The following is a 22,509-nucleotide window of genomic DNA, read 5'->3' as shown; positions in this document are numbered from 1 at the left end:
CCTGTGGGAGCGGGCTTGTCCCGCGATCAAGGGCGAAGCCCTTGCCAGGCGACGGTGATATCGGGCCCGGCCTAATCGCGGGACAAGTCGGACCGCCGCACCGCCGCTCCCACAGGGGCTACATTGGCCGCTTGTTCTCTGCGTGACAGCGCAGCCCGAAGGGCTGGGTAATCGCCCATGAAGCAAGCGGAGCCTGGGCCGTATTGGCACGGCTGAGAAGTGTTTGAGCCTGTCCAGCACCATGGAAACTCCCACAGGACCCGCTAATTCCCTCAGGGCATCTGCATCGCAGCAGACAGGGCGCGGGGATTGATAGAGGGCCTCGATAACCCGGTTCGCCATATCGATTGGACGTCACCCGGCCTAGGCCCTTAGCGTGGCATGACAATGCCCTTTCGTGAGGAACCCCAGGTGAGTGTGAAACCGGACGCGGTGTTCGTACCGCTCAACATCGCCGTGCTGACCGTCAGCGATACCCGTACCTTCGACAACGACACCTCGGGCGAGCTGCTGGCTACGCGCTCGGTGGAGGTCGGCCACCGTCTGGTGGCACGGGCGCTGCTCAAGGATGACCTCTACAAGATCCGCGCCCAGGTCGCCCAGTGGATCGCCGATGAACAGGTGCAGGTGGTGCTGATCACCGGTGGGACCGGGTTCACCGGGCGCGACAGCACGCCCGAGGCGGTGGGCTGCCTGCTGGACAAGCGCATCGATGGCTTTGGCGAGCTGTTCCGCGCGCTGTCGATCCTCGATATCGGTACCTCGACGGTGCAGAGCCGGGCCTTGGCCGGGTTGGCCAACGGCACGTTGGTCTGCTGCCTGCCGGGCTCGACCGGGGCTTGTCGTACGGCCTGGGAGGGGATTCTGGTGGAACAGCTCGATGCGCGGCATCGGCCATGCAATTTCGTGCCGCACCTGAAGGCGGTGGGGATGTGTGAGAGTCGGGGGTAGGTGGGGGGCTGCCTGGCAGCCCCGTCGTTCTCAGCTCAACACATGATCCACCGGCACCAGCGCCGGCGGCAGCGGTTCGTGCCCCAGCGCCGACAGCACGTCGCGCTCCAGGGTACGTACCATGGCGTCGGTGGGCAGGTCGTTCTCGTCGCGGCCGAACGGGTCTTCCAGTTCGTTGCCGATGGCATCCAGGCCGAAGAAGGTGTAGCTGACGATGGTGGTGAAGATCGGTGCCAGCCAGCCCAGTGGCTCGGCCAGGGCAAAGGGCAGCAGCACGCAGAAGATATAGCTGGTGCGGTGCAGCAGCAACGTGTAGGGGAAGGGCAATGGCGTGCCCTTGATCCGTTCGCAGGTGGCCTGGACTTCCGACAGGCCCACCAGGCGTTGTTCGAGCAGGGTGTAGCGCCATTCGCTGATCGACTGGCGCTCGGCCAGGCGCGAGCAGTGCCCGCCCAGCTGGCGCAGGATCCCATCGCAGGTGTTGTGCCGGCTGATGGTCGAGCCGTCGGCCAGCCAAGGCCCCGCGACGGCCAATTCATCCTCGTTGCGCAAGCGGGCGTTGAGTGCATGGGCGAAGGCGCATAGGCCGCGTAGCAGTTCGGCGCGCAGGCGCTCGTCGGCGATCGCCTGGCTTTCGCGGATGAACGAACGTATCTCGATGATCATCCGCCCCCAGGCCTTGCGGCCTTCCCACCAGCGGTCGTAGCAGACGTTGTTGCGAAAGCTCATGAAGATCGACAGCGACAGGCCCAGCAGGGTGAAGGGCGTGGCGCTGACCGGGTAGAAGAAGGCCGGGTAGTGGTGCTCGATCAACACGATCAGGGCGGCCAGCAAGGTGACCATCAGGCAGCGCAGGGCGATGCGCTTGACGATCGAGCCCTTGAGGGTGAAGAGCACACGCAGTACATCGGGACGGGGATGGACGATCATGGTGTTCCAGAGGCGGGCGATCAGCCGCCGGTCATGTTCATGAAGCGCAGGATCTGTACCTCGCCGCCCACCTCGAAGTGGTGGCGGTAGGGTTTGAGGTGCATGGCGTCGCGGATGGCTCTCTCCAGGCGTTCGGTGTCGCCGGGGTGGGCGCGCATGACCTGTTTCAGGTCCATCGAATGCTCGTTGCCAAGGCATAGCAGCAGGCGGCCTTCGACGGTCAGGCGCACGCGGTTGCAGGTGGCGCAGAAGTTGTGACTGTGCGGCGAGATGAAGCCGACCCGGGTCTGTGGTGCCTCGGCGACCCGCCAGTAGCGCGCCGGCCCTTGGGACGATTCGGCCGACTCCACCAAGGTGAAGTGTTCGGCGATACGCGCGCGCACTTCGTCGCTGGAGCAGTACGACTCGCCACGCTCGTGCTCGTCGATTACACCCAGGGGCATTTCCTCGATGAACGAGATATCCAGTTCGCGCTCGACGGCGAAGCGCACCAGGTCGACGATCTCGTGGTCGTTGCGGCCCTTGAGCACCACACAATTGAGCTTGGTGCGCCGGAAACCCGCGCGGCGCGCGGCGTCGATGCCGGCAATGACCTGGTGCAGGTCGCCGGTGCGGGTCAGGCTGCGGAAACGTTCGGCATCGAGGCTGTCGAGGCTGATGTTCAGGCGCGACACGCCGGCATCGAACAGCGGTTGGGCCAGGCGACCTAGTTGCGAGCCGTTGCTGGTCAGGCAGAGCTCGCGCAGGCCGGGCAGGGCGGCGATACGCCCGCACAGCTCGACGATGCCCTGGCGTACCAGCGGCTCGCCGCCGGTCAGGCGGATCTTGCGGGTACCCAGGGCGACGAAGCGCTCGGCCACCTGGTACAGCTCCTCGAGGCTGAGGATCTGCTGGCGCGGCAGGAATTGCATGTCTTCGGCCATGCAATAGACACAACGGAAGTCGCAGCGGTCGGTGACCGACATCCGCAGGTAGTCGATGCGCCGATTGAAGCCGTCGATCAGTGCCTGGGTGTTCTCTTCCACGTTCATGCTCTGGGTATTGGGTGAGGCGGCGTGTCGCCGCAGGCAACCTCCAAGCTATAACCTGCGGGCACCCTCGTCAAATTGCTTTCCCTGACTGTTCGATCAGCCCTGTCTATCACGGCTGCAGGCCGCGGCCTACAAGGGCTGCACGTCATGATCGAGAGGGCTTATCACGCTTTAAGGTATTTCGATTGGACGGCTCTAGGCCGGGGTCCATAGGCTGGATAAACACCGGACCTGACCAGCCGGTGCCTTTTCAAGAGCGTGAGGATCCATCGCATGAGCCAAGACGAACATATCAGGGACTACAAGGGACCGGCCGCCGGCTGGGGCGCACTCAAGAGCGTGACCAAGAGCTGGTTGGGCAGCGACAATGCCTTCAAGAACCTGCGGGCCATGCTCAAGACCAACCAGAACGGCGGTTTCGACTGCCCTGGCTGCGCCTGGGGCGAGTCGCCCGAGAGTGACATGGTCAAGTTCTGCGAGAACGGCGCCAAGGCCGTCAACTGGGAGGCCACCGGCCGCTCGGTGGACCCGGCGTTCTTCGCCAAATACAGCGTCAGCGCCCTGGCCGCCCAGACCGACTACTGGCTCGAGTACCAAGGCCGGCTGACCCACCCGATGCGCTATGACGCCGCCACCGACCACTATGTGGAAACCACCTGGGACGAGGCCTTCGCTCTGATCGCCCGGCACCTCAACGCACTGGAGACCCCGGACCAGGCCGAGTTCTACACCTCCGGCCGGGCCAGCAACGAGGCAGCGTTTCTCTACCAGCTGTTCGTGCGCGCCTACGGTACCAACAATTTTCCCGATTGCTCGAACATGTGCCACGAAGCCAGTGGTGTGGGCATGGCCGATACCTTGGGCGTAGGGAAGGGCACCGTCGTCTACCATGATCTGGAACTGGCCGACGCGATCTTCGTCATTGGCCAGAACCCGGGTACCAACCACCCGCGCATGCTCGAACCGCTGCGCGAGGCGGTCAAGCGGGGCGCCCAGGTAGTGTGCTTCAACCCGCTCAAGGAGCGTGGGCTGGAGCGTTTCCAGCATCCGCAGCACCCGTTCGAGATGCTCAGCAACGGCTCCGAACCTACCAATACCGCCTACTTCCGCCCGGCCCTGGGTGGCGACATGGCGGCGATGCGTGGCATCGCCAAGTTCCTGTTGCTGTGGGAGCGCGAAGCCCAGGCCAAGGGCGAGCCGGCGGTGTTCGACCATGCCTTCATCGCCGAGCACACCGATGGCCTCGAGGCCTACCTGGCTGCGGTGGATGACACCTCCTGGGAACATATCGTCGAGCAGTCGGGCCTGAGCCTGGCCGAGATCGAGCTGGCCGCGCGCATGTACCGCAAGGCGGAGCGGGTGATCATGTGCTGGGCCATGGGCGTGACCCAGCACCGTCATTCGGTGCCGACGGTGCAGGAGATCGTCAACCTGCAGCTGCTGCGCGGCAACGTCGGTAAGCCAGGCGCGGGCCTGTCGCCGGTACGCGGCCACAGCAACGTGCAGGGCGACCGCACCATGGGCATCGACGAGAAGCCCCCGGCCAAGCTGCTCGATGCCCTGGAAAAACGCTTCCAGTTCAAGGTGCCGCGCGAGCACGGGCATAACGCGGTGCTGGCGATCAAGGCCATGGAAGAGGGCCGGGCCAAGGTGTTCATCGGCCTGGGTGGCAACTTCGCCCAGGCGACGCCGGATACCCCGCGTACTCACGCGGCGATGCGCAACTGCGCGCTGACCGTGCAGATTTCCACCAAGCTCAACCGCTCGCATCTGGTCACCGGTGGCGATGCGTTGATCCTGCCGTGCCTGGGCCGTACCGAGATCGACCTGCAGGCCGAAGGGCCCCAGGGCGTCACCGTGGAAGATACCTTCAGCATGGTGCATATCTCCCACGGCCAGCTCAAACCCCGTTCGCCGCACCTGCGTTCGGAGCCGGCGATCATCGCGGGCATCGCCAAGGCCACCCTGGGCGACCGACCGATCGACTGGGAATACGCCGTCGCCGACTACAGCCGCATCCGCGACATGATCGCCGATGTGATCCCGGGCTTCAGCGGTTTCAACGAGCGTCTGCAGCACCCCGGCGGCTTCCACCTGGGCAACACGGCATCCGAGCGCGAATGGCGCACGGCGACTGGCAAGGCGCGCTTCACCGCCAGCGAGTTGCCTCGGCAGTTGGTCAATGCCCAGGTGCTGGCCCGTGGCGACAACCCGGACCTGATCCTGCAGACCCTGCGCTCCCATGACCAGTACAACACCACGTTGTATGGCCTGGATGACCGCTACCGGGGTGTGTTCGGCCTGCGCGAAGTGGTGTTCGTCAACGAGGCGGACATCCGCCGCCTGGGCTTCGAACCGGGCGAGCACGTGGACATGGTGTCGCTGTGGGAGGACGGCCGCGAGCGTCGGGTGTCGGGCTTCCGCCTGGTGCCCTATGACCTGCCCGAAGGCCAGGCGGCGGCCTACTATCCGGAGACCAACCCATTGGTGCCGCTGGAAAGCTATGGCGAGGGCACCTACACGCCGACCTCGAAGTTCGTGGCCATCAAGCTGGAGAAGACGCGGGCCGGGAACCGGATCGAGGCGAGCGTGGCCTGATCCAGTGGGGCTGCTGCGCAGCCCAATCGCCGGCAAGCCGGCTCCCACCCGGACAGCGTTGACGCCGTACTTGTGGGAGCCGGCTTGCCGGCGATTGGGCCGCAACGGCCCCGTTGATCATCGATGCACCGGGTACGCCGTGGTGTACTTCATCTGCTCCATGGCAAAGCTCGATGTGATGTTCGACAGGCCGTCGGTGCTGGTGATGAGTTTCTTGTAGAACCGGTCGTACGCCGCGATATCGCCCACCACCACCCGCAGCATGTAGTCCCAGTCGCCGGACATGCGATACACCTCCATCACCTCTTCGAACCCCGTCACCACCCGGGCGAACTGCTCCAGCCAGGCGCTGTCGTGGCGCTGGGTCTTGAGCTGAACGAACACGGTCAGCCCCAGGCCCAGGCGCTCGGGGTCGAGCAGGGCGACGCGGCCTCGGATGTAACCCTCGTCCTCCAGACGCTTGACCCGCTTCCAGCAAGGGGTGGTGGAAAGATTGACGGCCTCGGCCAGGTCCTTGAGGGACATCGAGGCATCACGCTGGAGGAGGGTGAGGATGTGCTGGTCGAAACTGTCCATATGCGATGGCCGGTCGGTGCGAGAAAAAGTTTCTCGAGACTAGCGCGATCAGGGTACGAAAAGAATAGCCGACACGGGCGTGGTGCAGGTTCATTCCCGTTCGGCGGCGCCCCGCCGGATATGCGATAGTGGCGCTTTCCAACCTCAGCAGAGTCAATGGACCCGACCATGTCCGAAAAGCCGCGCAATTTCGCCACCCGCACCATCCACGCCGGCGAGCAGTCCAGCGTCGCCGACAATGCCATCTTCCCGGCCATCGTCACTACCAGTTCGTTCATCAAGCGCGGCCTGGACGACAACCCCGAATACGCCTACAGCCGGGTCAGCAACCCCACCCGGCATGCCTACGAAACCTGTGTCGCCGCCCTCGAGGAAGGCGCAGGTGCAGTGGCTACCGCCTCGGGCGTGGGTGCCACGGCCACCGTGCTCGAGCTGTTGTCCAAGGATGCCCACGTGGTGGTGATGAACGGGGTCTACGGCGGCACCTTCCGCCTGATGGAAGACTACCGCAGCCGTACCTCGGGCCTGAGCACCACCTATGTCGACCTCAATGACCTGGACGCCGTGGCTGCGGCCATCCGCCCCGAGACCCAGCTGATCTGGATCGAGTCGCCGACCAACCCGTTGCTGCACCTGGTGGACATCGAGGCGGTCTGCAAGCTGGCCCGCGAGCGCGGCATCCTCACCTGCATCGACAACACCTTCTGTTCGCCCTGGAACCAGCGGCCGATCACCCTCGGCGTGGACCTGGTGATGCATTCGGCGAGCAAGTACATCGGCGGCCACTCCGACCTGATCGGCGGCGTGGTGGTCGCCGCCAATGACGAGCTGCTCAAGCGCCTGCGGCGGATCAGCATGGCCGTCGGGGCAATCCAGGGGCCGTTCGACTGCTACCTGGCCCTGCGCGGGCTCAAGACCCTGGACGTGCGCATGGAGCGTCAATGCGCCAATGCCCTGCGCGTGGCGCGCTTCCTCGAGGGGCATCCGCTGGTCGAGCAGGTGTACTACCCGGAACTTGAAAGCCACCCGCAGCATGCGCTGTGCAAGCGCCAGATGCGCACCGGCGGAGCGGTGGTGGCGATGAAGATCAAGGGTGACCGGGCCGCGGTCAACCGCTTGGTGGAGGCGTTGTCGATCTTCGTGCTGGCCGACTCGCTGGGCGGGGTCGAGAGCATGATCAACCATTCCTGGAGCATGTCGCACAACTCCCTGAGCCCGGAACAGAAGGGGCAGATGGGCATCAGCGAGAACCTGCTGCGCCTGTCGGTCGGGATCGAGGACTACCGCGACCTGATCGAAGACCTGGACACGGCGCTCAAGGCTTCGGCCGAGAGCTGATGCATTCGCGGGTGAACTCGCTCCCACAGGGCATGCACGAATCTGTGGGAGCGGGTTCACCCGCGAAGGGTATCGGTCTGTGCAATCACCTTGCCGGATGAACGATCCGTTCGATCTTGTCCTTGAGCAACAGGCGCTCCTTGCGCAGGCGGTTCACCGCATCGTCGGCAGTGCCGTTACCTTCGGCGGCCACCACCTCCTTGTCCTTGGCGTTGTACTCCTTGTGCAGTTGATGGAGCGTCTGGTCCTTGTCGATCAGCGCCTGGAAATCGTCAGCGGAAATGTGCAGGTCAGCGAGCAGATCATGCGGGACTGGCATTTCTTCACCTCGGGTCAGGGGTTGGCAAAAAGTCCTGAATCTTGAGGATAGTCGCCTTTGCCCGGTTGCGGAGGGAGGGTGCGCCAAGGGGCCGCACGCAGTACCGGCAAACATGAAATTCATTTCATCTGGAAAAACCGCACCGTCCATTATTCGTTGGCGTCTTTTTCACGAAATGTTGATGGCACGCTTTCTAGAGTTCGGCCAACTTCCCCGGTGCCCCGCCTGGTGCGACGGCCGATAACAACTCTCATCTGCGAACATCATGCCGAACTTCAAAACCCTGCGGGCCGAATGGGTCACGTTGCTGGCCAGTCTTTACCTGTTGATCGGTTTCAACACTGCGCTGTGGGAGCACCTGCAGGCCGTGGTACCGCCCGGCGTGGTGGGGCTGTGGCTGCTGTTGGCATTCGCCGTGCTGATGTTCTTCGCGTTCAACCTCATCCTCACATTGGTGGCGTTCAAGTACGTACTCAAACCGGTGCTGATCTTGTTGTTCATGAGTGGCGCGGGCGTCGCCTACTTCATGAACCAATATGGTGTACTGGTCGACACCGGCATGTTTCGTAATATCGCCGAGACCAATGTCACGGAAGTACGGGACCTGCTTTCCCTGAAGTTCGCCCTGTATATGATCCTGCTCGGCATGTTGCCTTCATTGCTGGTGTGGAAAGCCCCCATCGCCTATCGCCCCTGGCACCGCGAGCTGTTCGGCAAGCTGGTGGTCAGCGGCGCGTGCGTCGTGGCCCTCGGCTCGGTAGCACTGGTCAACTACCAGGGCCTGGCCTCGCTGTTTCGCAACCACCACGAGATCCGCCTGATGCTCACCCCGAGCAACATCGTCGGGGCCTCGTTCGGCTATGTCGGTGAACGCCTGGGCAGTGCTGCCCGGCCATTCCAGCATTACGGAGAGGACGCCAAGCGCGACAGCGCCGCCTGGCAACGCCACACGCGTAAGTCGCTGACCGTGCTGGTGGTGGGCGAGAGCGCCCGGGCGCAGAACTTCGGCGTACTGGGCTACGGCCGCGACACCACCCCGAACCTGGGCAAGGAGCAGGGCCTGCTGGCGTTTTCCGACGTGCATTCCTGCGGCACCGAGACCGCCGTGTCGGTGCCGTGCATGTTCTCCGGCATGCCACGCAAGGACTACGACGCCCGCGTCGCCAAGAACCGCGAGGGGCTTCTGGACATCCTCCAGCGTACCGGCTTCACCGTGCAGTGGCGCGACAACCAGTCCGGCTGCAAAGGCACCTGCGACCGGGTGCAGTTCGTCGACGTCAGCAACCTCAAGGACCCGAAACTGTGCGCTGACGGCGAGTGTCGCGACGAGATCCTCCTGCAGGGCCTGGGCGAACTGCTCGACAACCTCGACCACGACACCGTGCTGGTGCTGCACCAGATGGGCAGCCACGGCCCCGACTACTACAAGCGCTACCCGGCCAGCGCCCAGCGCTTCACCCCAGTGTGCCAGAGCAATGCCTTGAACCAGTGCGATGAGCAATCGATCGTCAACAGCTACGACAATACCCTGGCCTATACCGACCAGGTGCTGGCCTCGCTGATCGACCTGCTGCGCAGCCGCCAGGACAAGGTCGATACGGCGATGATCTACCTCTCCGACCACGGCGAATCCCTGGGCGAATACAACCTCTACCTGCACGGCACCCCCTACATGCTGGCCCCTGAGCAGCAGCGTCACGTGCCATTGTTGATGTGGTTTTCCGACAGCTACCGCCAGGACTTCGCGCTCGACAGCGACTGCCTGGGCCGCTTGCGCGATGCGCCGTTGAGCCAGGACAACCTGTTCCATTCGATGCTCGGCCTGTTGCAGGTGCGCACCGAGGTCTACCGGCAATCGCTGGACATGTTCGCCAGCTGTCGCCCCTGGATGACCGCTGACCGTTGATCAAACCAAGGATGGCGCAGGTTTCACCCCCAATGCCCGCGCCGTATATACTGCGCGCCAATATTTGTGGGAGAGCCTCGTGGCCATAGAAATACACTGGATACGTGACGACCAGACCCTGGCCGAACACTGCCGGGGCTGGCACGAACTGCCCTTCGTAGCGCTCGATACCGAATTCATGCGGGTCGACACCTTCTACCCCAAGGCCGGCCTGATCCAGGTCGGTGAAGGCAACCGGGCGTACCTGATCGACCCGTTGCTGATCCGCGATTGGCAGCCGTTGGCCGATCTGCTCGACGACCCGGGCGTGGTCAAGGTGCTGCATGCCTGCAGCGAAGACCTGGAAGTGCTCCTGCGCCTGACCGGCAAGCTGCCGCAACCGCTGTTCGACACCCAGCTGGCAGCCGGCTACCTGAACATCGGTTTCTCCATGGGCTATTCGCGCCTGGTGCAGGACGTGCTGGGCCTGGAGCTGCCCAAGGGCGAGACCCGTTCGGACTGGCTGCAGCGCCCGCTGTCGGATACCCAGGTCAGCTATGCCGCCGAAGATGCCGTGCACTTAGCCGAGCTGTTCAGCGCGCTGCGGCCACGGCTGTCTGACGACAAGTACGCCTGGGTGCTGGAAGATGGCGCCGAGCTGGTCGCCCAGCTGCGCCGCGAGGTAGAACCCGAGACCTTGTACCGCGACGTCAAGCTCGCCTGGAAGCTGAACCCACAGCAACTGGCGGTGCTGCGCGAGCTGTGTGCCTGGCGCGAGCGCGAGGCGCGCAGCCGCGACCTGCCGCGCAATCGTGTATTGCGCGAGCATTCGTTGTGGCCCATGGCCAAGAGCCAGCCGGACAACCTCTCGGCCCTGGCCAAGATCGACGACATGCACCCGCGCACCATCCGCCAGGACGGCCAGTTCCTGCTGGATCTGATCAAGCGCGCCGCGAGCCTGCCGGCCGAGCAATGGCCGCAGGCCTTGCCCGAGCCGTTGCCGATCGAAGCCTCGGGCATGCTCAAGCGCCTGCGCGCGGTCGGCCAGGCCGAAGGCGAGCGCCTGGGCATCGCGCCGGAGCTCATGCTGCGCAAGAAAACCCTCGAAGCCCTGCTCAAGAGCGGCTTCCCCAATGGCCCCTATCAACTGCCCGATTCGCTGCGCGGCTGGCGCCGTGAGCGCATGGGCCAGGCCCTGCTGGACAACCTGGCGGGCGCCGGAGAATCCTGATGAAACGTATCTGCTCGATCTACAAGAGCCCCCGCAAGAACGAAATGTATCTCTACGTGCTCAAGGCCGAAGGCTTGGCGCGCGTTCCCGAAGCCCTGCTGCCGTTCTTCGGCACCCCCGTGCATGCCTTCGACCTGGTGCTGACCCCCGAGCGCAAGCTGGCCCGGGAAGATATCGCCAAGGTGCTGGAGAACCTCGACAACCAAGGCTACCACCTGCAGATGCCGCCGCCCGAGGACGACTACATCGAGCACTTGCCCGAAGAGCTGCTGCGCCGCAACGACCCGGCCTGATTCCGGCCTGGTCCCCATCGTTCGTCAAGCGGCCCGCCTGTCGGGCCGTCTTCGTTGTTTGCCAAGGTTGTTTCGTACATGCGCGTTCTGATCGCTGAACAGGATCATGCCAACTATGCCCGCCTGCTCGGCGAGGCGGCGCCGACGCTGGAGATCGTTACCAGCAATGACTCCGCCGAGCTTGCGCGCCAGGCCGCCGGCTGCCCGGTGTGGCTGGGCCAGCCGGACCTGCTGGCCAGCCTCCTGCGCCAGGGCCATCGCCCCGAGTGGATACAGTCCACCTGGGCCGGCATCACCCCGCTGCTGGCCGACGGGCTGCCACGTGACTATCGTCTGACCCGTGCCGTGGGCATCTTCGGCCAGGTAATGGCTGAATACATGCTCACCTACATGCTGATTCACGAGCGCGATGTGCTGGCGCGCCTGGTCAGTCAGGTCGAGCGGCGCTGGGACGATCGCCCGGGGCGCAGCCTGGAGGGGCGTCGGGTGCTGGTGGTCGGCACGGGCGATATCGGCCAGCGGGTCGCCGAGTTCCTGGTGCCGTTCGGGGCGATCCTTCACGGTGTCGCCAGCCAGGCGCGGGAACAGGCGCCGTTCGTCGAAGTGGCCGGGCTAGCGGATCTGCCTCGCATGGTGGAGCAGGCCGACTACGTGCTCAACCTGCTGCCGGACACCCCAGCTACCCACGACTTGTACGATGCGGCGCTATTCAAGCGCTTCAAGCCCAGCGCACTGTTCATCAACGCCGGGCGCGGTGTGGCGGTGGTCGACGCCGACCTGGTGCACGCCTTGAAGGAAGGCCACCTGGCGGGGGCGGTGATCGATGTCTGCCGCCAGGAGCCGTTGCCTCGGCAGCACCCGTTCTGGACCGCCTGGGGCCTGCTGCTGACCGGGCACAGCTCGGCGCCCACTTCGCCGACGGCGATGGTGCGGTTGTTCGCCGAGAATGTGCAGGCGTACCAGGCGGGGCAGGAGTTGCGCGGGGAAGTGGATTTCTCGAGGGGCTATTAATCTGCATTGGCCCTAGGTCCTGGTCGAAGCCGGCCATGCCGTGGGTGTGCCAGCCGCTGATGCTGGCCTGCAAGGCCAGGTGGCCCCAGGCGGAGCCTGTGTCGAAGGTGTGCCACAGCGCTGGTCTTTCCTCGGTCGGCGATGCGTGGGTTGGCGCTCATGGCTGCTCCTGCAAAGGGACGGGGAAAGCGCGCACGCTACTGCGTCCAGCCGGCACTGACAAGCGGTCTGGCATTGGCCCCGGACAGGCTCTAGACTGGCGCCGCCGCGCGCCGCGGATTGAAGTTCAATGCAGGAACACGTGTGATGATCGCCGACAACGCGCCCTTCTGGCGGCGCAAGACCCTTGAACAGCTCGACCCGCAAGAGTGGGAGTCGCTCTGCGATGGCTGCGGGCTGTGCTGCCTGCAGAAGCTCGAGGACGAGGACGACAACAGCGTCTACTACACGCGCATCGCCTGCAAGCTGCTGGACCTGACCACCTGCCAGTGCAGCGACTACCCCAACCGCTTCGCCCAGGTGCCCGACTGCATCCAGCTCACCCCCGGCAAGGCCGACCAGTTCAAATGGCTGCCGAGCACCTGCGGCTATCGCCTGGTCAGCGAAGGCAAGGACCTGCCAGCCTGGCACCACCTGGTGTGCGGCGACCGCACGCAGGTGCACGAACAACGTATCTCCCAGTCCGGGCGCATGCTCAGCGAGCATGATGTCGACGAAGACGACTGGGAGGATCACCTGATCTTCCGCGCGAGCTGAGCGACTCGCGCCTGCCTTTATTTTCGCCTCTGGAACAAGGAGTTCTGCATGCGTTGCCATCTGTTGTGGGTCCTGGGCCTGGTGGCCTGTGCGCCGGCCTGGGCCAAGAAGGTCGACCTGGACTACCAGGTGCGCCTGTTGCCGGCCAGCGGTCAGGCCGAGGTGCAATTGACCCTGGCCGATGGCAGCGCCGTGCGCAGCCTGGATTTCGACCTGGGCAAGCAGGGCGCCTACAGCGACTTCCAGGCCGATGGCCAATGGCAGGTACAGGGCGAGCGGGGCGTCTGGCACCCGGCTGTGGGCAAGCCCCGGCTCAGCTATCGTGTGCAGCTGGACCAGAAACCACGCGGCGGTGCCTACGAGAGCCGTATAACCCCGGATTGGGCGCTGCTGCGCGGTGACCAGTTGGTGCCGCCGGCGCGTCTGGACCAGCAGGATGGCACCGAGCTGGTGGCGCGCCTGACGTTCGAGCTGCCGGCCGGTTGGAAAAGCGTCGAAACCGCCTGGCCGCGCATCGGCAAGCAGAAGTTTCGCATCGACGATGTCTCGCGGCTGTTCGACCGGCCCACCGGCTGGATGCTGGCCGGCAACCTGGGCAGCCGCCGCGCGCGCTTGGGCGCTACCGAAGTGACCGTGGCCGCGCCGCAGGGGCAGGGCATGCGCCGGATGGACACCCTGACCCTACTGACCTTCGTCTGGCCGCAGCTGCAGGCGGTGTTCCCGCGCAACCCGCCCAAGCTGCTGCTGGTGGGCGCTCGCGATGAGATGTGGCGGGGCGCGCTGGCCGGGCATCATTCGATCTACCTGCACAGCACCCGCCCGCTGATCGGCGAGAGCGGCGCCAGCCCGCTGCTGCGTGAGCTGGTGCAGCTGTTCGCCCAGGTCAACGACCGTGACGGCAGCGACTGGCTGGGCGAAAGCCTGGCCGACTACTACGCCACCGAGTTGCTGCGCCGCGCCGGCGGCATCAGTGACGACCGCTATGAGGCCTGGCAGGCACGCCTGCACAAGCGTGGCGCCAAGGTTTCCCGGCTGCGTGGTGAACACGCCGATGTCGGCCAGGTTGCTCGAGGCGTGCTGCTGCTCCAGGCGCTGGATCGCGAGATCCGCCTGCACACTCACGACAAGCGCTCGCTGGACGATGTCACCCGGGCGTTGATGCGCCTGCCCAGTGTCAGCACCGAGGAGTTCATCCAGCTCAGCGAGAGCGTGCTGGGGCGGCGGTCCGAGGTGCTGGAGAGCAAGGTCCTGCATTGAAAGGACGGCCCTGCCACCTCAGCCCTTGGCCTTAGTCTCGACCCCGGTCACCGTCACGCCCTGTGTCGCTGCCTCGGCGCTGGCCTTGAGCGCCTTGAGCTCTGCAGCGCCGCGTTCGATGTCCCCGCGAAGTCGCAGGTAATCGGCCCGGTGTCGCTGCCACCAGGCCTTGGTCGAGCAGTGCCCACTGACGCCCCGGGCCAGGGCCATGCCACCCACCACGATCTGCAGCAGGCCGACCAGGCCGCCGTGGCGCAGGCCCTTGCTGATCATCAAGGCGCCGCCGGCCAGGGAGCTGGCGCGCTCCCAGCCGTGGACGTTGCGTGTATGCACAAGCAAAGGGGTATCGCGCATGACGAACTCTCCAGTTGAGGTGTAAGCAGCTGACCCGCTGCACCACCTGCCCGTTCAGTCCGATTGCCGGGTGGTGCGGTACTGGCTATGCAAGGCGGCCTTTTTATTTGAATTTGGGCCCCGAGCGGGTATTGAGCCCCTTGGCCATGCGGTCGTACAGCACCACGTTCACGGTCGCCGCCAGGTTCATGCAGCCCTGGGTGGGGATATAGATGGTCTCTTCGCACCAGGCGCGCACGCTCGCGTCGAGGCTGCCGTCTTCGGGGCCGAAGATATAGAGGGCGCGGTCAGGGTGGGTGTATTCGGGGAGCGGGCGGGCGCCTTCGACCAGCTCCACGGCCACCGGGGTGCACCCCAAGGGGATGATGCGCTGCAGGTCGTCGATGCCGATCAGCGGGATGTCGTAGTGCACGCGCTTGGTGTCGGTGACGAAGTCGCGGGCGCGCTCATAGCGCTTGCCGGTGTAGAACACCGAGTTGACGCCATAGCAACCCGCCGCACGCATCACCGAACCTACGTTCTCGGCGGACTTGGGGTTGAACAGGCCGATGCAGCTGTACCGTTTGTTTGCCACGTACCGGGGCCCTTCGCAAAAAGCGCGATTATACGGGCTCACCGGCAGCAGCGGGGGGCGATTCGGGGTCAGTCCTTCTTGAGCAGGCTCGCCAACCCGGCAAACGGGTTGTGGGTGGCCTTGGCGATGCTCGGCGTGCTGGTGGACCCTTCACTGAAGTACTGCTGGTCGGTGTAGCGCGAATGCTCGTTGTCGTGGCAGTACAGGCACAGCAGTTCCCAGTTCGAGCCGTCCTGGGGGTTGTTGTCGTGGTTGTGGTCGCGGTGGTGCACGGTCAGCTCTGACAGGCGCTTGCCGGAGAACTCGCGGGCACAGCGGCCGCAGACATGGGGGTACATCTTCAGGGCCTTGTCGCGGTAGCCCATTTCCTTGTCGCGCTTGGCGTCGGCAAGGATGCGCTCGAGGCGGGCGGTGGCGGCGGAGGTGGAGGCCGAACTCATGGTGTTACCTTTGTTGTAATCGGGTAGATGACGGTTATGTCACTGAGTCTAGCGCGCCTGGGCCCTGCTCGGACAGGCGAAAACGCCTGATTGGGCATAGCCTGTAGGGATACCCTGACAGGAGGTTGCCGATGGTTCATGCGATCCTCGCCGCGCTGATTCTCGCCGCCGCGCCGTTGGCCGACGCGGCTGGCCAGCAGCCTCGGCTCTTCACGCCGGTGCCCGGTGCACCGGGTACGCCGACGCCGACCCCCTATCCACAGATCACTCCGAGCACGCCGCCCAAGGCCGGTGACAACCAGCCCGGCGCGCCGCTGCTGCCGCCGATGCCGGTGCCCGGGCCGCCCAAGGACCAGCCGTTGCCGGGGTTGCAGGAGCCGCCGAAACAGCCACCCAGGCAAGACTGAAATGGCCTCGTTGTGGGGCGGGACAAGCCCCACAGGAGGCCGCGGATCCACGCGGCCTGTGGCTACACCACGCCCAACTCGTTGAGCACGAACGCATATTCCAACGCCACATCGCGTAGCCCCTGGTATCGCCCGCTCATGCCGCCGTGCCCGGCGCCCATCTCGGTCTTGAGCAGCAGCAGGTTGTCATCGGTCTTGCAGGTGCGCAGTCGCGCCACCCACTTGGCCGCTTCCCAATACTGCACGCGGCTGTCGTTGTAGCCGGCGACCACCAGCATGGCCGGGTAGGCCTGGGCCTTGACGTTCTCGTAGGGGGCGTAGGCCTTGATTCGCTGGTAGACCTCCGGCTCCTCGGGGTTGCCCCATTCGTCGTACTCGGTGACGGTCAGCGGCAGTTCCGGGTCGAGCATGGTGTTGAGCACGTCGACGAACGGCACCTCGGCGATGGCGCAGCGGAACAGCTCCGGGCGCTGGTTGAGCACTGCTCCCATCAGCAGGCCGCCGGCGCTGCCGCCGCTGATGGCCAGGCGTTCGCGGGTGGTCACGCCCTCGGCGATCAGGTGCTCGGCACAGGCGATGAAATCGTCGAAGCTGTTCTGCTTGTGCGCCTGCTTGCCGGCCCGGTACCAGGCTTCGCCCAGCTCGCCGCCACCGCGCACATGGGCGATGGCGAAGGCCACGCCGCGTTGCAACAGGCTCAGGCGGGCATGGGAGAACCACGGGTCGAGGCTCTCGCCGTAGGCGCCATAACCGTAGAGGTACAGCGGTACGCACTGGCCCAGGTCGTCGCGCCGGCGCACCAGGCTGATGGGGACGCGGGTGCCGTCCTTGGCCACGGCCCATAGGCGTTCGCTGACGTAGTCGTCGGCATCGAACTCGCCCAGTACCGGGGTCTGCTTGAGCACAACCTGCTCGCCGGAGGCCAAGTCCAACTGGCGCACCTGGGCCGGTCGGTTGAGCGCTTCATAGCGCAGCCGCACACGGGTGCTGGCGAACTCCAGGCTGTCCTGCACATACAGGCTGTAGGCGGCATCCGGCAGTTCGACACGGTAGGGCGCCAGGCCCTGGGGCCGCACTTCGATGATCGGCAGGCCGCCTTCGCGCAGGCTCAGGGTCAGGGCGCTGGCGTTCAGGCTCAGGCCTTCGAGCATGACCTGGTCGCTGTGCGGTACCAGCACCTGCCATTGCTCGCGGCTGGGTACCTGCTCGGCCGGGGCTTGGAACAGGGCGAAGTTGATGCCGTCCTGGTTGCTGCGGATGAACCATCGCCACTGGCCGTCGAGCTGGCCATGGTCAGGGAAGTACTCGTGGCCCTCGACCCGTGGTGCCAGGCAGGTGAAGGCCGCATTCGGGGTCGCGGCATCGAGTACCCAGGCTTCGCTGGTGGTCTTGCTGTTGAGCAGCAGCACCAGCTGGCGCTCGGAACTGGCCCGGTAGCAATGCAGGAAGAAGCGCCCGTCGGGCTCTTCGAACACGGTCTGGGCCTCGGGGCTGCCCAAGGTATGGCGACGCAGGCGCCAGGGGCGGTGGGTGTCGTCCAGTTCGGCGAAGAACAGCGTCTGGCTGTCGTTGGCCCAGGTCAGGCTGCCGTCGCAGTCGTCGAAGGGCAGGGCGGTGACCGTGCCGCTGGCCAGGTCCTTCACGTACAAGGTGTAGATTTCGTCGCCACTGGTGTCGAGGCTGTAGGCCAGCAGACGATGGTCGGGGCTGACGTTGAAGGCACCCAGGGACAGGAAGCCGCCATTGGCCAGGGCGTTGGGGTCGAGCAGCAGTTGTTCCTGGCTTTGGTCGACGGTATTGGAGTCATCGGCTGGGCGTGGGCAGCGGTAGTGACGCGGGTATTCATCGCCGGCCGTGGTGCGGGTGTAGTACAGGTAGGGGCCCCAGGGGGAGGGGAGCGACAGGTCGGTTTCGAGGATGCGTGCCTTGATTTCCTCGAACAGCTGTTCGCGCAGGGGCGCCTGGTCGGCCAGGCAGGCTTGCTGGTAGACGTTCTCGGCGTGAAGGTAGGCGAGTACCTCGGGCGTGTCTCGCTGCTGCAGCCAGGCGTAGGGATCGGGGGCGTTGTCTCTATGGGCGACGGGCGGCTGAGGCTTGTTGGGCATTGGGGATCTCTTGGCTGGGGGCGGCATGCTCTGGCGCTGTCGCCGGCGGGCCAGCTTCCACAGGTACTGCATAAGCCTCGAGGGCAGCGTTGAATCTGTGGGAGCCGGCTTGCCGGCGATTGGGGCCGGGACAGGGAGACGCTGTGTGCGCCCTGAAAAGTGTTTATCATAGGCATCTCTTTACCTGGCTTGCACGAACACCATGACCGAGAACGACTATACGCTCGCCTGGGGCCTGTATGCCCTGGCCGCCCTTGGCTGCCTGTGGGTAGGCTTCAAGCTCACCGGTTGGATGTGGCGCTGGCTGCGCGAACCGCTGCGGGTGGTCCTGGCAGTGCTGCTGCTGACCCCGACCATCGTCGACCCGGTCAAGGAGAGCTTCGCCCCGGCCATCGCCATCACCGCCCTGGATTTGGCCTTCAAGGTCGGCAACAACGCCTGGCGTGCCGCTTCGGACCTGGCCATGTACGGCTTGATCGCCTTCATCCTGTATGGCGTTTTCGTCCTGGTGCGCTGGCCGTTGGAAAAGCGTGCCCGTGAACGCCGGGCCAAGGCTGATGCCGCCGCCCAGCGCCAGGCCGTCGAGGACGAGCAGGTGACAGCCCGCGCTTCGGTGGTTGCCGAGCGCCACGACCGCTACCGCGACGACCCGCAGCCGGTGGCCACCGGCCGCGGCCGGGTCGAGCCACGGTTGTAGGCGGAGGGCCTGGAGCATGTGCGAACTGCTGGGCATGAGCGCCAACGTTCCCACCGACATCGTCTTCAGCTTCACCGGCCTGATGCAGCGCGGCGGCCGTACCGGCCCGCACCGCGACGGCTGGGGCATCGGTTTCTACGAAGGGCGTGGCCTGCGCGTGTTCCAGGACCCGGCAGCGAGCAGCGAGTCGGAGGTGGCCAACCTGGTGCAGCGCTACCCGATCAAGAGCGAAGTGGTCATCGGGCATATCCGCCAGGCCAACGTCGGCAAGGTCTGCCTGTCCAACACCCACCCGTTCGTGCGCGAGCTGTGGGGGCGCAACTGGTGCTTCGCGCACAACGGCCAGCTTGGCGAATTCCAGGGCCAGGTCACCTTCTACCGGCCGGTAGGCGACACCGACAGCGAGGCGGCTTTCTGCGATCTGCTCAATCGCGTGCGCGCCGCCTTCCCGGAGCCTGTCGAGATTGAACAGCTGCTGCCGGTGCTGGTCGAAGCCTGTGCCGGGTACCGCGGCAAGGGCGTATTCAACTGCCTGCTCAGCGATGGCGACTGGCTGTTCTGCTTCTGTTCGACCAAGCTGGTGCACATCACCCGGCGCGCACCGTTCGGCCCGGCGCGTTTGAAGGATGTCGACCTCAATGTCGACTTCCAGTCCGAAACCACCCCCAACGACGTGGTCACGGTGATCGCCACCGAGGCCCTGACCGACAACGAGACCTGGCAGCGCTACGAGCCGGGTCAATGGGCCCTGTGGCGCCATGGCGAATGCATCGCCCAGGGGCAGAGCTAGGAAGCCGTTGCATGTTCAGAGGTTACCTGCGGTTGCTGCTGTTCACCTTCGGCCTGCTGGCCGGGCTCCAGGTGCCCGGGCTGATCAAGGATTACAGCCAACGGGTCGAGGCGCACCTGTTCGAGTCGCGCGAGGCGCTCGATGGCTTCCGGCAGACCGCCGAACGCTTCTTCAACGGTGACCTCCAGGCACTGGTGCGCCATTACCGCACCAGTGACGACCCGGTGTTCAACAGTGACGCCAACAGCATCGAAAGCCTGCTGGTTCGCAACCAGCTGCTGGAAAAGGAATGGCAGGCATTGCAAGCGCCCTGGCCGAGCCGCACCTGGCATGTGCTGGTGCAGGCCGATCCGCAGCTGCGTGACGAGACGCTCGCGGGCTACAGCTACCAAGTGCTGTTGGTGCCCGAGGCTATCGGCTGGGGGCTTGGCGCGGGGTTCGTGCTGGCGTTGGTGGTCGAGAGCCTGCTGGTGGGGCTTGGCTGGGTGGTGCTTGGCGGTCGGCGCAAGGCTGTCAAAGAGAGTTGGCGCTAGGCCTGGGGCCGCAAAGCGGCCCTTTCGCGGCACGAGGCCGCTCCTACAGGTACGTGGCCTGCGCCATTTGCGCGAAAGGGGCGCGTAGCGGCCCCAGGGGCTTGTCAGACCAGCACGATCCGCTGTTCCCCCACATCCCGCGCATAACGCTCCAGCACCTGCTTGCACACCCCTACCACCTCATCCACCAACGCCACGCCGGTTTGCCAGGCCACCACCAGCTCCAGGCTCGGCGGTGGCTGCAGCCCGCCCAGCAATACCAGCTCGCCGCGGGCTAGTTCGGCATCCACCAATGCCGGCGGCAGGGCGCCGATGCCGAAGCCATCGCGCAGCAGACGCGTGATGGCGGCGACCGAGTTCACGCAGTTCAGCCGTGGCGCCTGGGCACCTGCGGCCTGCAGCAGGCTGAGCACTTCCTGGTGCGGGCGGGAGTTCTTGGAGAAGGTGACGATACGCTCCCGGGCCAGCTCCGCCAGCGAGGCGTAGTCGCGGTGTTGCAGAGAGCCCGCTGCAACGACCCAGCCCATGGGGTAGCGTGCCAGGTCGGTGCTGCGGATCGACTCCTGGCGTAACAGGTCGGTCTGCAGAATCACATCGAGAAAGCCTTTTTGCAGCTGTTCGCGCAGGTTCAGCGCTGTATCGGCCACCAGTTCGATCTCCACCTGGGGGTAGCGCTCGGTGAGCTCGGCCACCAGCGCGCTCATCCAGGTATGGATCACCGTGTCCATGACGCCGATGCGGATCCGCCCGACCTTGGTCCTGTCGCTGTCCAGTGACTGCTTCATGGCCTTGGCGGTATCGAGCATGCGTTCGGCGTACTCCAGCACCTTGCTGCCTTCCGGGGTCAGGCTGACGCCGCGGGAGTCGCGCAGCAGCAGTTTCACCCCAAGGTCCGCCTCCAGCGCGGCGATGCGGCTGGACACCGACGCCTGGGTGGTGAACAGCTTCTCGGCGGTGAGCCTGAAGCTCTTGAGCCGGGCGACCCAGACGAAGGTTTCGAGAAAGCGCAGATTCATGATCAGTTTTTCTTGTTCCAGACCGGCGGTTTTTATCGTTGGACGCTACCCCCGCAGCCTTTGAACAATGATACCCAGGCCGCGACGCCAGGCGTCGTCCATAAAACAATACCAACAAGCCGAGGCATTCATGAACCCAACCGGCGTGCAGCAACAGGCGCCCACCCGCCCGTCCACCGGCCCCTTCGCCTGGTACCGCGACATCGACCGTCAGCAGCGACGCACCTTCTGGAGCTGCAAGATCGGCTACGGCCTCGATGGCATGGACACCCAGATGCTGAGCTTCGTGATCCCCACCCTGATCCTCATGTGGGGCATCACCACCGCCGAGGCCGGGTTGATCCACACCAGCACGCTGATCGCCTCGGCCCTGGGTGGCTGGATCGCCGGCATCCTGTCCGACCGCATCGGCCGTGTGCGCACCTTGCAGCTGACGGTGCTGTGGTTCGCCTTCTTCACCTTCCTCTGCGGCTTCGCCCAGAGCTACGAGCAGTTGCTGGTGGCGCGTACCCTGATGGGCTTCGGCTTCGGTGGTGAATGGACCGCCGGCGCGGTGCTGATCGGCGAGGTGATCCGCGCCCAGGACCGTGGCAAGGCGGTGGGCATGGTGCAGTCCGGCTGGGCCATTGGCTGGGGCCTGACGGCCATCCTGTATGCGCTGCTGTTCTCCGTCCTGCCACCGGAGCAGGCCTGGCGCGCGCTGTTCCTGCTGGGCATCGTGCCGGCGGTGTTCGTGATCTTCGTTCGCCGCCTGGTCAAGGACCCGGAGGTCTATCGCGAGGCCAAGGCGGTGGAGAAGAGCGAGGCGCCGTCGCGCTTCTACGAGATCTTCGCCCCAGGCATGCTGTGGACTACCTTGCGCGCTTCGCTGCTGACCACCGGTGCCCTGGGAGGCTACTACGCCATCACCTCCTGGCTGCCGACCTTCCTCAAGAACGAACGCGGCCTGAGCGTGCTGGGCACCGGTGGCTACCTGGCCATGGTCATCATCGGCTCCTATGTCGGCTACGTGGTCAGCGCGTACCTGACCGACCTGCTCGGCCGCAAGAAGAACTTCATCCTGTTCGCCGTCGGCTCGTTCGTCATCGTGCTGCTCTATACCCAGATGCCGGTGAGCGATGGCGTCATGCTGTGGCTGGGCTTCCCCCTGGGCTTTTTCGCCTCGGGCATCTTCAGCGGAATGGGCGCCTTCCTCACCGAACTGTTCCCCACGCGTATCCGTGGTTCGGGGCAGGGCTTCTGCTACAACGTGGGGCGGGCCATCGCCGCTTTCTTCCCGCTGCTGATCGGCATGCTCAGCCAGAAGGTGCCGCTGGGGCTGGGTATTGGTGGCTTCGCCGCGGTGTCCTACGGTGTGGTGATTCTTGCCGCCCTGAGCCTGCCGGAAACACGCGGCAAACAACTCAAGGCACGGTAA

23 protein-coding genes and 1 pseudogene are annotated in these 22,509 nt (G+C 65.2%); 14 read left to right on the top strand and 10 right to left on the bottom strand.

Annotation, left to right across the window (positions count from 1 at the left end; translation table 11 throughout):
- The first annotated feature begins 411 nt into the window (after positions 1-411).
- Positions 412-951, top strand: a complete 540-nt coding sequence (gene moaB, locus AC1MHZ_RS22200; RefSeq protein ID WP_084858368.1) for a molybdenum cofactor biosynthesis protein B — start codon at positions 412-414, stop codon at positions 949-951.
- A 30-nt stretch (positions 952-981) separates the two neighbouring features.
- Here moaB and AC1MHZ_RS22195 read toward each other — a convergent pair whose 3' ends face one another.
- Both AC1MHZ_RS22195 and moaA read right to left on the bottom strand, forming a co-directional pair.
- Positions 982-1,881 carry a bestrophin family protein gene (locus tag AC1MHZ_RS22195; RefSeq protein WP_482966922.1) on the bottom strand — a complete coding sequence of 300 codons (900 nt, stop codon included), beginning with the start codon at positions 1,879-1,881 and terminating at the stop codon, positions 982-984.
- Positions 1,882-1,901: 20 nt separating this feature from the next.
- Complete coding sequence (moaA, locus tag AC1MHZ_RS22190) at positions 1,902-2,906, bottom strand: GTP 3',8-cyclase MoaA (protein WP_482966923.1); 1,005 nt, start codon at positions 2,904-2,906, stop codon at positions 1,902-1,904.
- 279 nt (positions 2,907-3,185) lie between these two features.
- Here moaA and AC1MHZ_RS22185 point away from each other — a divergent pair, with 279 nt between their 5' ends.
- The gene (locus AC1MHZ_RS22185) at positions 3,186-5,510 is read left to right on the top strand and encodes an FdhF/YdeP family oxidoreductase (RefSeq protein WP_084858370.1); all 2,325 of its coding nucleotides are present in this window, start codon (positions 3,186-3,188) and stop codon (positions 5,508-5,510) included.
- Positions 5,511-5,627: 117 nt separating this feature from the next.
- On the opposite strand, the gene AC1MHZ_RS22180 is transcribed toward AC1MHZ_RS22185, so the two are convergent.
- A complete protein-coding gene (locus tag AC1MHZ_RS22180; RefSeq protein WP_224456519.1) occupies positions 5,628-6,086 on the bottom strand; it encodes an Lrp/AsnC family transcriptional regulator in 459 nt (152 codons plus the stop codon).
- Positions 6,087-6,242: 156 nt separating this feature from the next.
- On the opposite strand from AC1MHZ_RS22180, the gene AC1MHZ_RS22175 reads away from it, so the two are divergent.
- Positions 6,243-7,424 (top strand): trans-sulfuration enzyme family protein, encoded by a 1,182-nt coding sequence (locus tag AC1MHZ_RS22175; RefSeq protein ID WP_482966921.1) that lies wholly within the window; start codon positions 6,243-6,245, stop codon positions 7,422-7,424.
- Between the two features lie 85 nt (positions 7,425-7,509).
- Here AC1MHZ_RS22175 and AC1MHZ_RS22170 read toward each other — a convergent pair whose 3' ends face one another.
- On the bottom strand, positions 7,510-7,743 hold the full coding sequence (locus AC1MHZ_RS22170) for an HP1242/YdcH family protein (protein ID WP_084858373.1): 234 nt from the start codon (positions 7,741-7,743) through the stop codon (positions 7,510-7,512).
- 265 nt (positions 7,744-8,008) lie between these two features.
- Here AC1MHZ_RS22170 and AC1MHZ_RS22165 point away from each other — a divergent pair, with 265 nt between their 5' ends.
- From AC1MHZ_RS22165 to AC1MHZ_RS22150, 4 genes are all read left to right on the top strand, one after another.
- Positions 8,009-9,649: a phosphoethanolamine transferase gene (locus AC1MHZ_RS22165; protein WP_482966920.1), complete on the top strand. Its 1,641-nt coding sequence runs from the start codon at positions 8,009-8,011 to the stop codon at positions 9,647-9,649.
- 79 nt (positions 9,650-9,728) lie between these two features.
- Positions 9,729-10,859, top strand: coding sequence for a ribonuclease D (gene rnd / locus AC1MHZ_RS22160; protein ID WP_084858375.1), 1,131 nt, complete (start codon positions 9,729-9,731; stop codon positions 10,857-10,859).
- Complete coding sequence (locus AC1MHZ_RS22155) at positions 10,859-11,152, top strand: YcgL domain-containing protein (RefSeq protein WP_043215465.1); 294 nt, start codon at positions 10,859-10,861, stop codon at positions 11,150-11,152. Before rnd ends, AC1MHZ_RS22155 begins: the two co-directional genes overlap by 1 nt.
- A 78-nt stretch (positions 11,153-11,230) precedes the next feature.
- Positions 11,231-12,163 carry a D-2-hydroxyacid dehydrogenase gene (locus AC1MHZ_RS22150; RefSeq protein WP_482966919.1) on the top strand — a complete coding sequence of 311 codons (933 nt, stop codon included), beginning with the start codon at positions 11,231-11,233 and terminating at the stop codon, positions 12,161-12,163.
- Here AC1MHZ_RS22150 and AC1MHZ_RS22145 read toward each other — a convergent pair.
- Positions 12,153-12,314 (bottom strand): annotated as a pseudogene (locus AC1MHZ_RS22145) (nitroreductase family protein); the annotation flags it as partial. The gene AC1MHZ_RS22150 and the pseudogene AC1MHZ_RS22145 overlap by 11 nt on opposite strands.
- Before the next feature lie 155 nt (positions 12,315-12,469).
- Between AC1MHZ_RS22145 and AC1MHZ_RS22140 the strand changes: the two are divergent.
- Together AC1MHZ_RS22140 and AC1MHZ_RS22135 are read left to right on the top strand one after the other, a co-directional pair.
- A complete protein-coding gene (locus AC1MHZ_RS22140) occupies positions 12,470-12,919 on the top strand; it encodes a YcgN family cysteine cluster protein (RefSeq protein ID WP_084858377.1) in 450 nt (149 codons plus the stop codon).
- A 48-nt stretch (positions 12,920-12,967) separates the two neighbouring features.
- Positions 12,968-14,176, top strand: coding sequence for a hypothetical protein (locus AC1MHZ_RS22135; RefSeq protein WP_482966918.1), 1,209 nt, complete (start codon positions 12,968-12,970; stop codon positions 14,174-14,176).
- 18 nt (positions 14,177-14,194) lie between these two features.
- Here AC1MHZ_RS22135 and AC1MHZ_RS22130 read toward each other — a convergent pair whose 3' ends face one another.
- The 3 genes from AC1MHZ_RS22130 to AC1MHZ_RS22120 form a co-directional block, all read right to left on the bottom strand.
- Positions 14,195-14,530, bottom strand: coding sequence for a YgaP family membrane protein (locus AC1MHZ_RS22130; protein ID WP_084858379.1), 336 nt, complete (start codon positions 14,528-14,530; stop codon positions 14,195-14,197).
- A gap of 103 nt (positions 14,531-14,633) precedes the next feature.
- Positions 14,634-15,104, bottom strand: coding sequence for an RNA methyltransferase (locus AC1MHZ_RS22125; protein WP_084858380.1), 471 nt, complete (start codon positions 15,102-15,104; stop codon positions 14,634-14,636).
- A gap of 68 nt (positions 15,105-15,172) precedes the next feature.
- A complete protein-coding gene (locus tag AC1MHZ_RS22120) occupies positions 15,173-15,544 on the bottom strand; it encodes a YajD family HNH nuclease (RefSeq protein WP_084858381.1) in 372 nt (123 codons plus the stop codon).
- A gap of 131 nt (positions 15,545-15,675) precedes the next feature.
- Between AC1MHZ_RS22120 and AC1MHZ_RS22115 the strand changes: the two genes are divergently transcribed.
- On the top strand, positions 15,676-15,951 hold the full coding sequence (locus tag AC1MHZ_RS22115; protein WP_084858382.1) for a hypothetical protein: 276 nt from the start codon (positions 15,676-15,678) through the stop codon (positions 15,949-15,951).
- Positions 15,952-16,013: 62 nt separating this feature from the next.
- On the opposite strand, the gene AC1MHZ_RS22110 is transcribed toward AC1MHZ_RS22115, so the two are convergent.
- Complete coding sequence (locus AC1MHZ_RS22110) at positions 16,014-18,056, bottom strand: S9 family peptidase (protein WP_482966917.1); 2,043 nt, start codon at positions 18,054-18,056, stop codon at positions 16,014-16,016.
- A 202-nt stretch (positions 18,057-18,258) separates the two neighbouring features.
- On the opposite strand from AC1MHZ_RS22110, the gene AC1MHZ_RS22105 reads away from it, so the two are divergent.
- Genes AC1MHZ_RS22105 through AC1MHZ_RS22095 form a run of 3 tightly spaced genes read left to right on the top strand, consistent with a single transcriptional unit; the run spans position 18,259 to position 20,076 of the window.
- Complete coding sequence (locus AC1MHZ_RS22105) at positions 18,259-18,753, top strand: MFS transporter (RefSeq protein ID WP_324817022.1); 495 nt, start codon at positions 18,259-18,261, stop codon at positions 18,751-18,753.
- Positions 18,754-18,769: 16 nt separating this feature from the next.
- Positions 18,770-19,543, top strand: a complete 774-nt coding sequence (locus tag AC1MHZ_RS22100) for a class II glutamine amidotransferase (RefSeq protein ID WP_224456509.1) — start codon at positions 18,770-18,772, stop codon at positions 19,541-19,543.
- A gap of 11 nt (positions 19,544-19,554) precedes the next feature.
- Positions 19,555-20,076, top strand: coding sequence for a DUF2937 family protein (locus AC1MHZ_RS22095; protein ID WP_196167096.1), 522 nt, complete (start codon positions 19,555-19,557; stop codon positions 20,074-20,076).
- 104 nt (positions 20,077-20,180) lie between these two features.
- On the opposite strand, the gene AC1MHZ_RS22090 is transcribed toward AC1MHZ_RS22095, so the two are convergent.
- Positions 20,181-21,092, bottom strand: coding sequence for a LysR family transcriptional regulator (locus tag AC1MHZ_RS22090; protein WP_084858387.1), 912 nt, complete (start codon positions 21,090-21,092; stop codon positions 20,181-20,183).
- A 130-nt stretch (positions 21,093-21,222) separates the two neighbouring features.
- Between AC1MHZ_RS22090 and AC1MHZ_RS22085 the strand changes: the two genes are divergently transcribed.
- Entirely contained in the window at positions 21,223-22,509 is a 1,287-nt protein-coding gene (locus AC1MHZ_RS22085) for an MFS transporter (RefSeq protein WP_084858388.1), read from the top strand.

This window comes from Pseudomonas sp. FA-1 (assembly GCF_056856075.1).
Note: the sequence above shows the minus strand (reverse complement) of the source record. Positions and strands in the feature narration are given on the sequence as shown.

What these genes read in the sequence shown, in the direction of transcription:
- AC1MHZ_RS22175 (WP_482966921.1), top strand. Translation starts at nt 6,243, where the DNA reads ATGGACCCGACCATGTCCGAAAAGCCGCGCAATTTCGCCACCCGCACC.
- AC1MHZ_RS22150 (WP_482966919.1), top strand. Translation starts at nt 11,231, where the DNA reads ATGCGCGTTCTGATCGCTGAACAGGATCATGCCAACTATGCCCGCCTG.
- AC1MHZ_RS22110 (WP_482966917.1), bottom strand. Translation starts at nt 18,056, where the DNA reads ATGCCCAACAAGCCTCAGCCGCCCGTCGCCCATAGAGACAACGCCCCC.
- AC1MHZ_RS22100 (WP_224456509.1), top strand. Translation starts at nt 18,770, where the DNA reads ATGTGCGAACTGCTGGGCATGAGCGCCAACGTTCCCACCGACATCGTC.
- AC1MHZ_RS22135 (WP_482966918.1), top strand. Translation starts at nt 12,968, where the DNA reads ATGCGTTGCCATCTGTTGTGGGTCCTGGGCCTGGTGGCCTGTGCGCCG.
- AC1MHZ_RS22120 (WP_084858381.1), bottom strand. Translation starts at nt 15,544, where the DNA reads ATGAGTTCGGCCTCCACCTCCGCCGCCACCGCCCGCCTCGAGCGCATC.
- AC1MHZ_RS22085 (WP_084858388.1), top strand. Translation starts at nt 21,223, where the DNA reads ATGAACCCAACCGGCGTGCAGCAACAGGCGCCCACCCGCCCGTCCACC.
- AC1MHZ_RS22185 (WP_084858370.1), top strand. Translation starts at nt 3,186, where the DNA reads ATGAGCCAAGACGAACATATCAGGGACTACAAGGGACCGGCCGCCGGC.
- AC1MHZ_RS22180 (WP_224456519.1), bottom strand. Translation starts at nt 6,086, where the DNA reads ATGGACAGTTTCGACCAGCACATCCTCACCCTCCTCCAGCGTGATGCC.
- AC1MHZ_RS22095 (WP_196167096.1), top strand. Translation starts at nt 19,555, where the DNA reads ATGTTCAGAGGTTACCTGCGGTTGCTGCTGTTCACCTTCGGCCTGCTG.
- AC1MHZ_RS22130 (WP_084858379.1), bottom strand. Translation starts at nt 14,530, where the DNA reads ATGCGCGATACCCCTTTGCTTGTGCATACACGCAACGTCCACGGCTGG.
- AC1MHZ_RS22155 (WP_043215465.1), top strand. Translation starts at nt 10,859, where the DNA reads ATGAAACGTATCTGCTCGATCTACAAGAGCCCCCGCAAGAACGAAATG.
- AC1MHZ_RS22115 (WP_084858382.1), top strand. Translation starts at nt 15,676, where the DNA reads ATGGTTCATGCGATCCTCGCCGCGCTGATTCTCGCCGCCGCGCCGTTG.
- AC1MHZ_RS22090 (WP_084858387.1), bottom strand. Translation starts at nt 21,092, where the DNA reads ATGAATCTGCGCTTTCTCGAAACCTTCGTCTGGGTCGCCCGGCTCAAG.
- AC1MHZ_RS22170 (WP_084858373.1), bottom strand. Translation starts at nt 7,743, where the DNA reads ATGCCAGTCCCGCATGATCTGCTCGCTGACCTGCACATTTCCGCTGAC.
- AC1MHZ_RS22105 (WP_324817022.1), top strand. Translation starts at nt 18,259, where the DNA reads ATGACCGAGAACGACTATACGCTCGCCTGGGGCCTGTATGCCCTGGCC.
- AC1MHZ_RS22165 (WP_482966920.1), top strand. Translation starts at nt 8,009, where the DNA reads ATGCCGAACTTCAAAACCCTGCGGGCCGAATGGGTCACGTTGCTGGCC.
- AC1MHZ_RS22140 (WP_084858377.1), top strand. Translation starts at nt 12,470, where the DNA reads ATGATCGCCGACAACGCGCCCTTCTGGCGGCGCAAGACCCTTGAACAG.
- AC1MHZ_RS22195 (WP_482966922.1), bottom strand. Translation starts at nt 1,881, where the DNA reads ATGATCGTCCATCCCCGTCCCGATGTACTGCGTGTGCTCTTCACCCTC.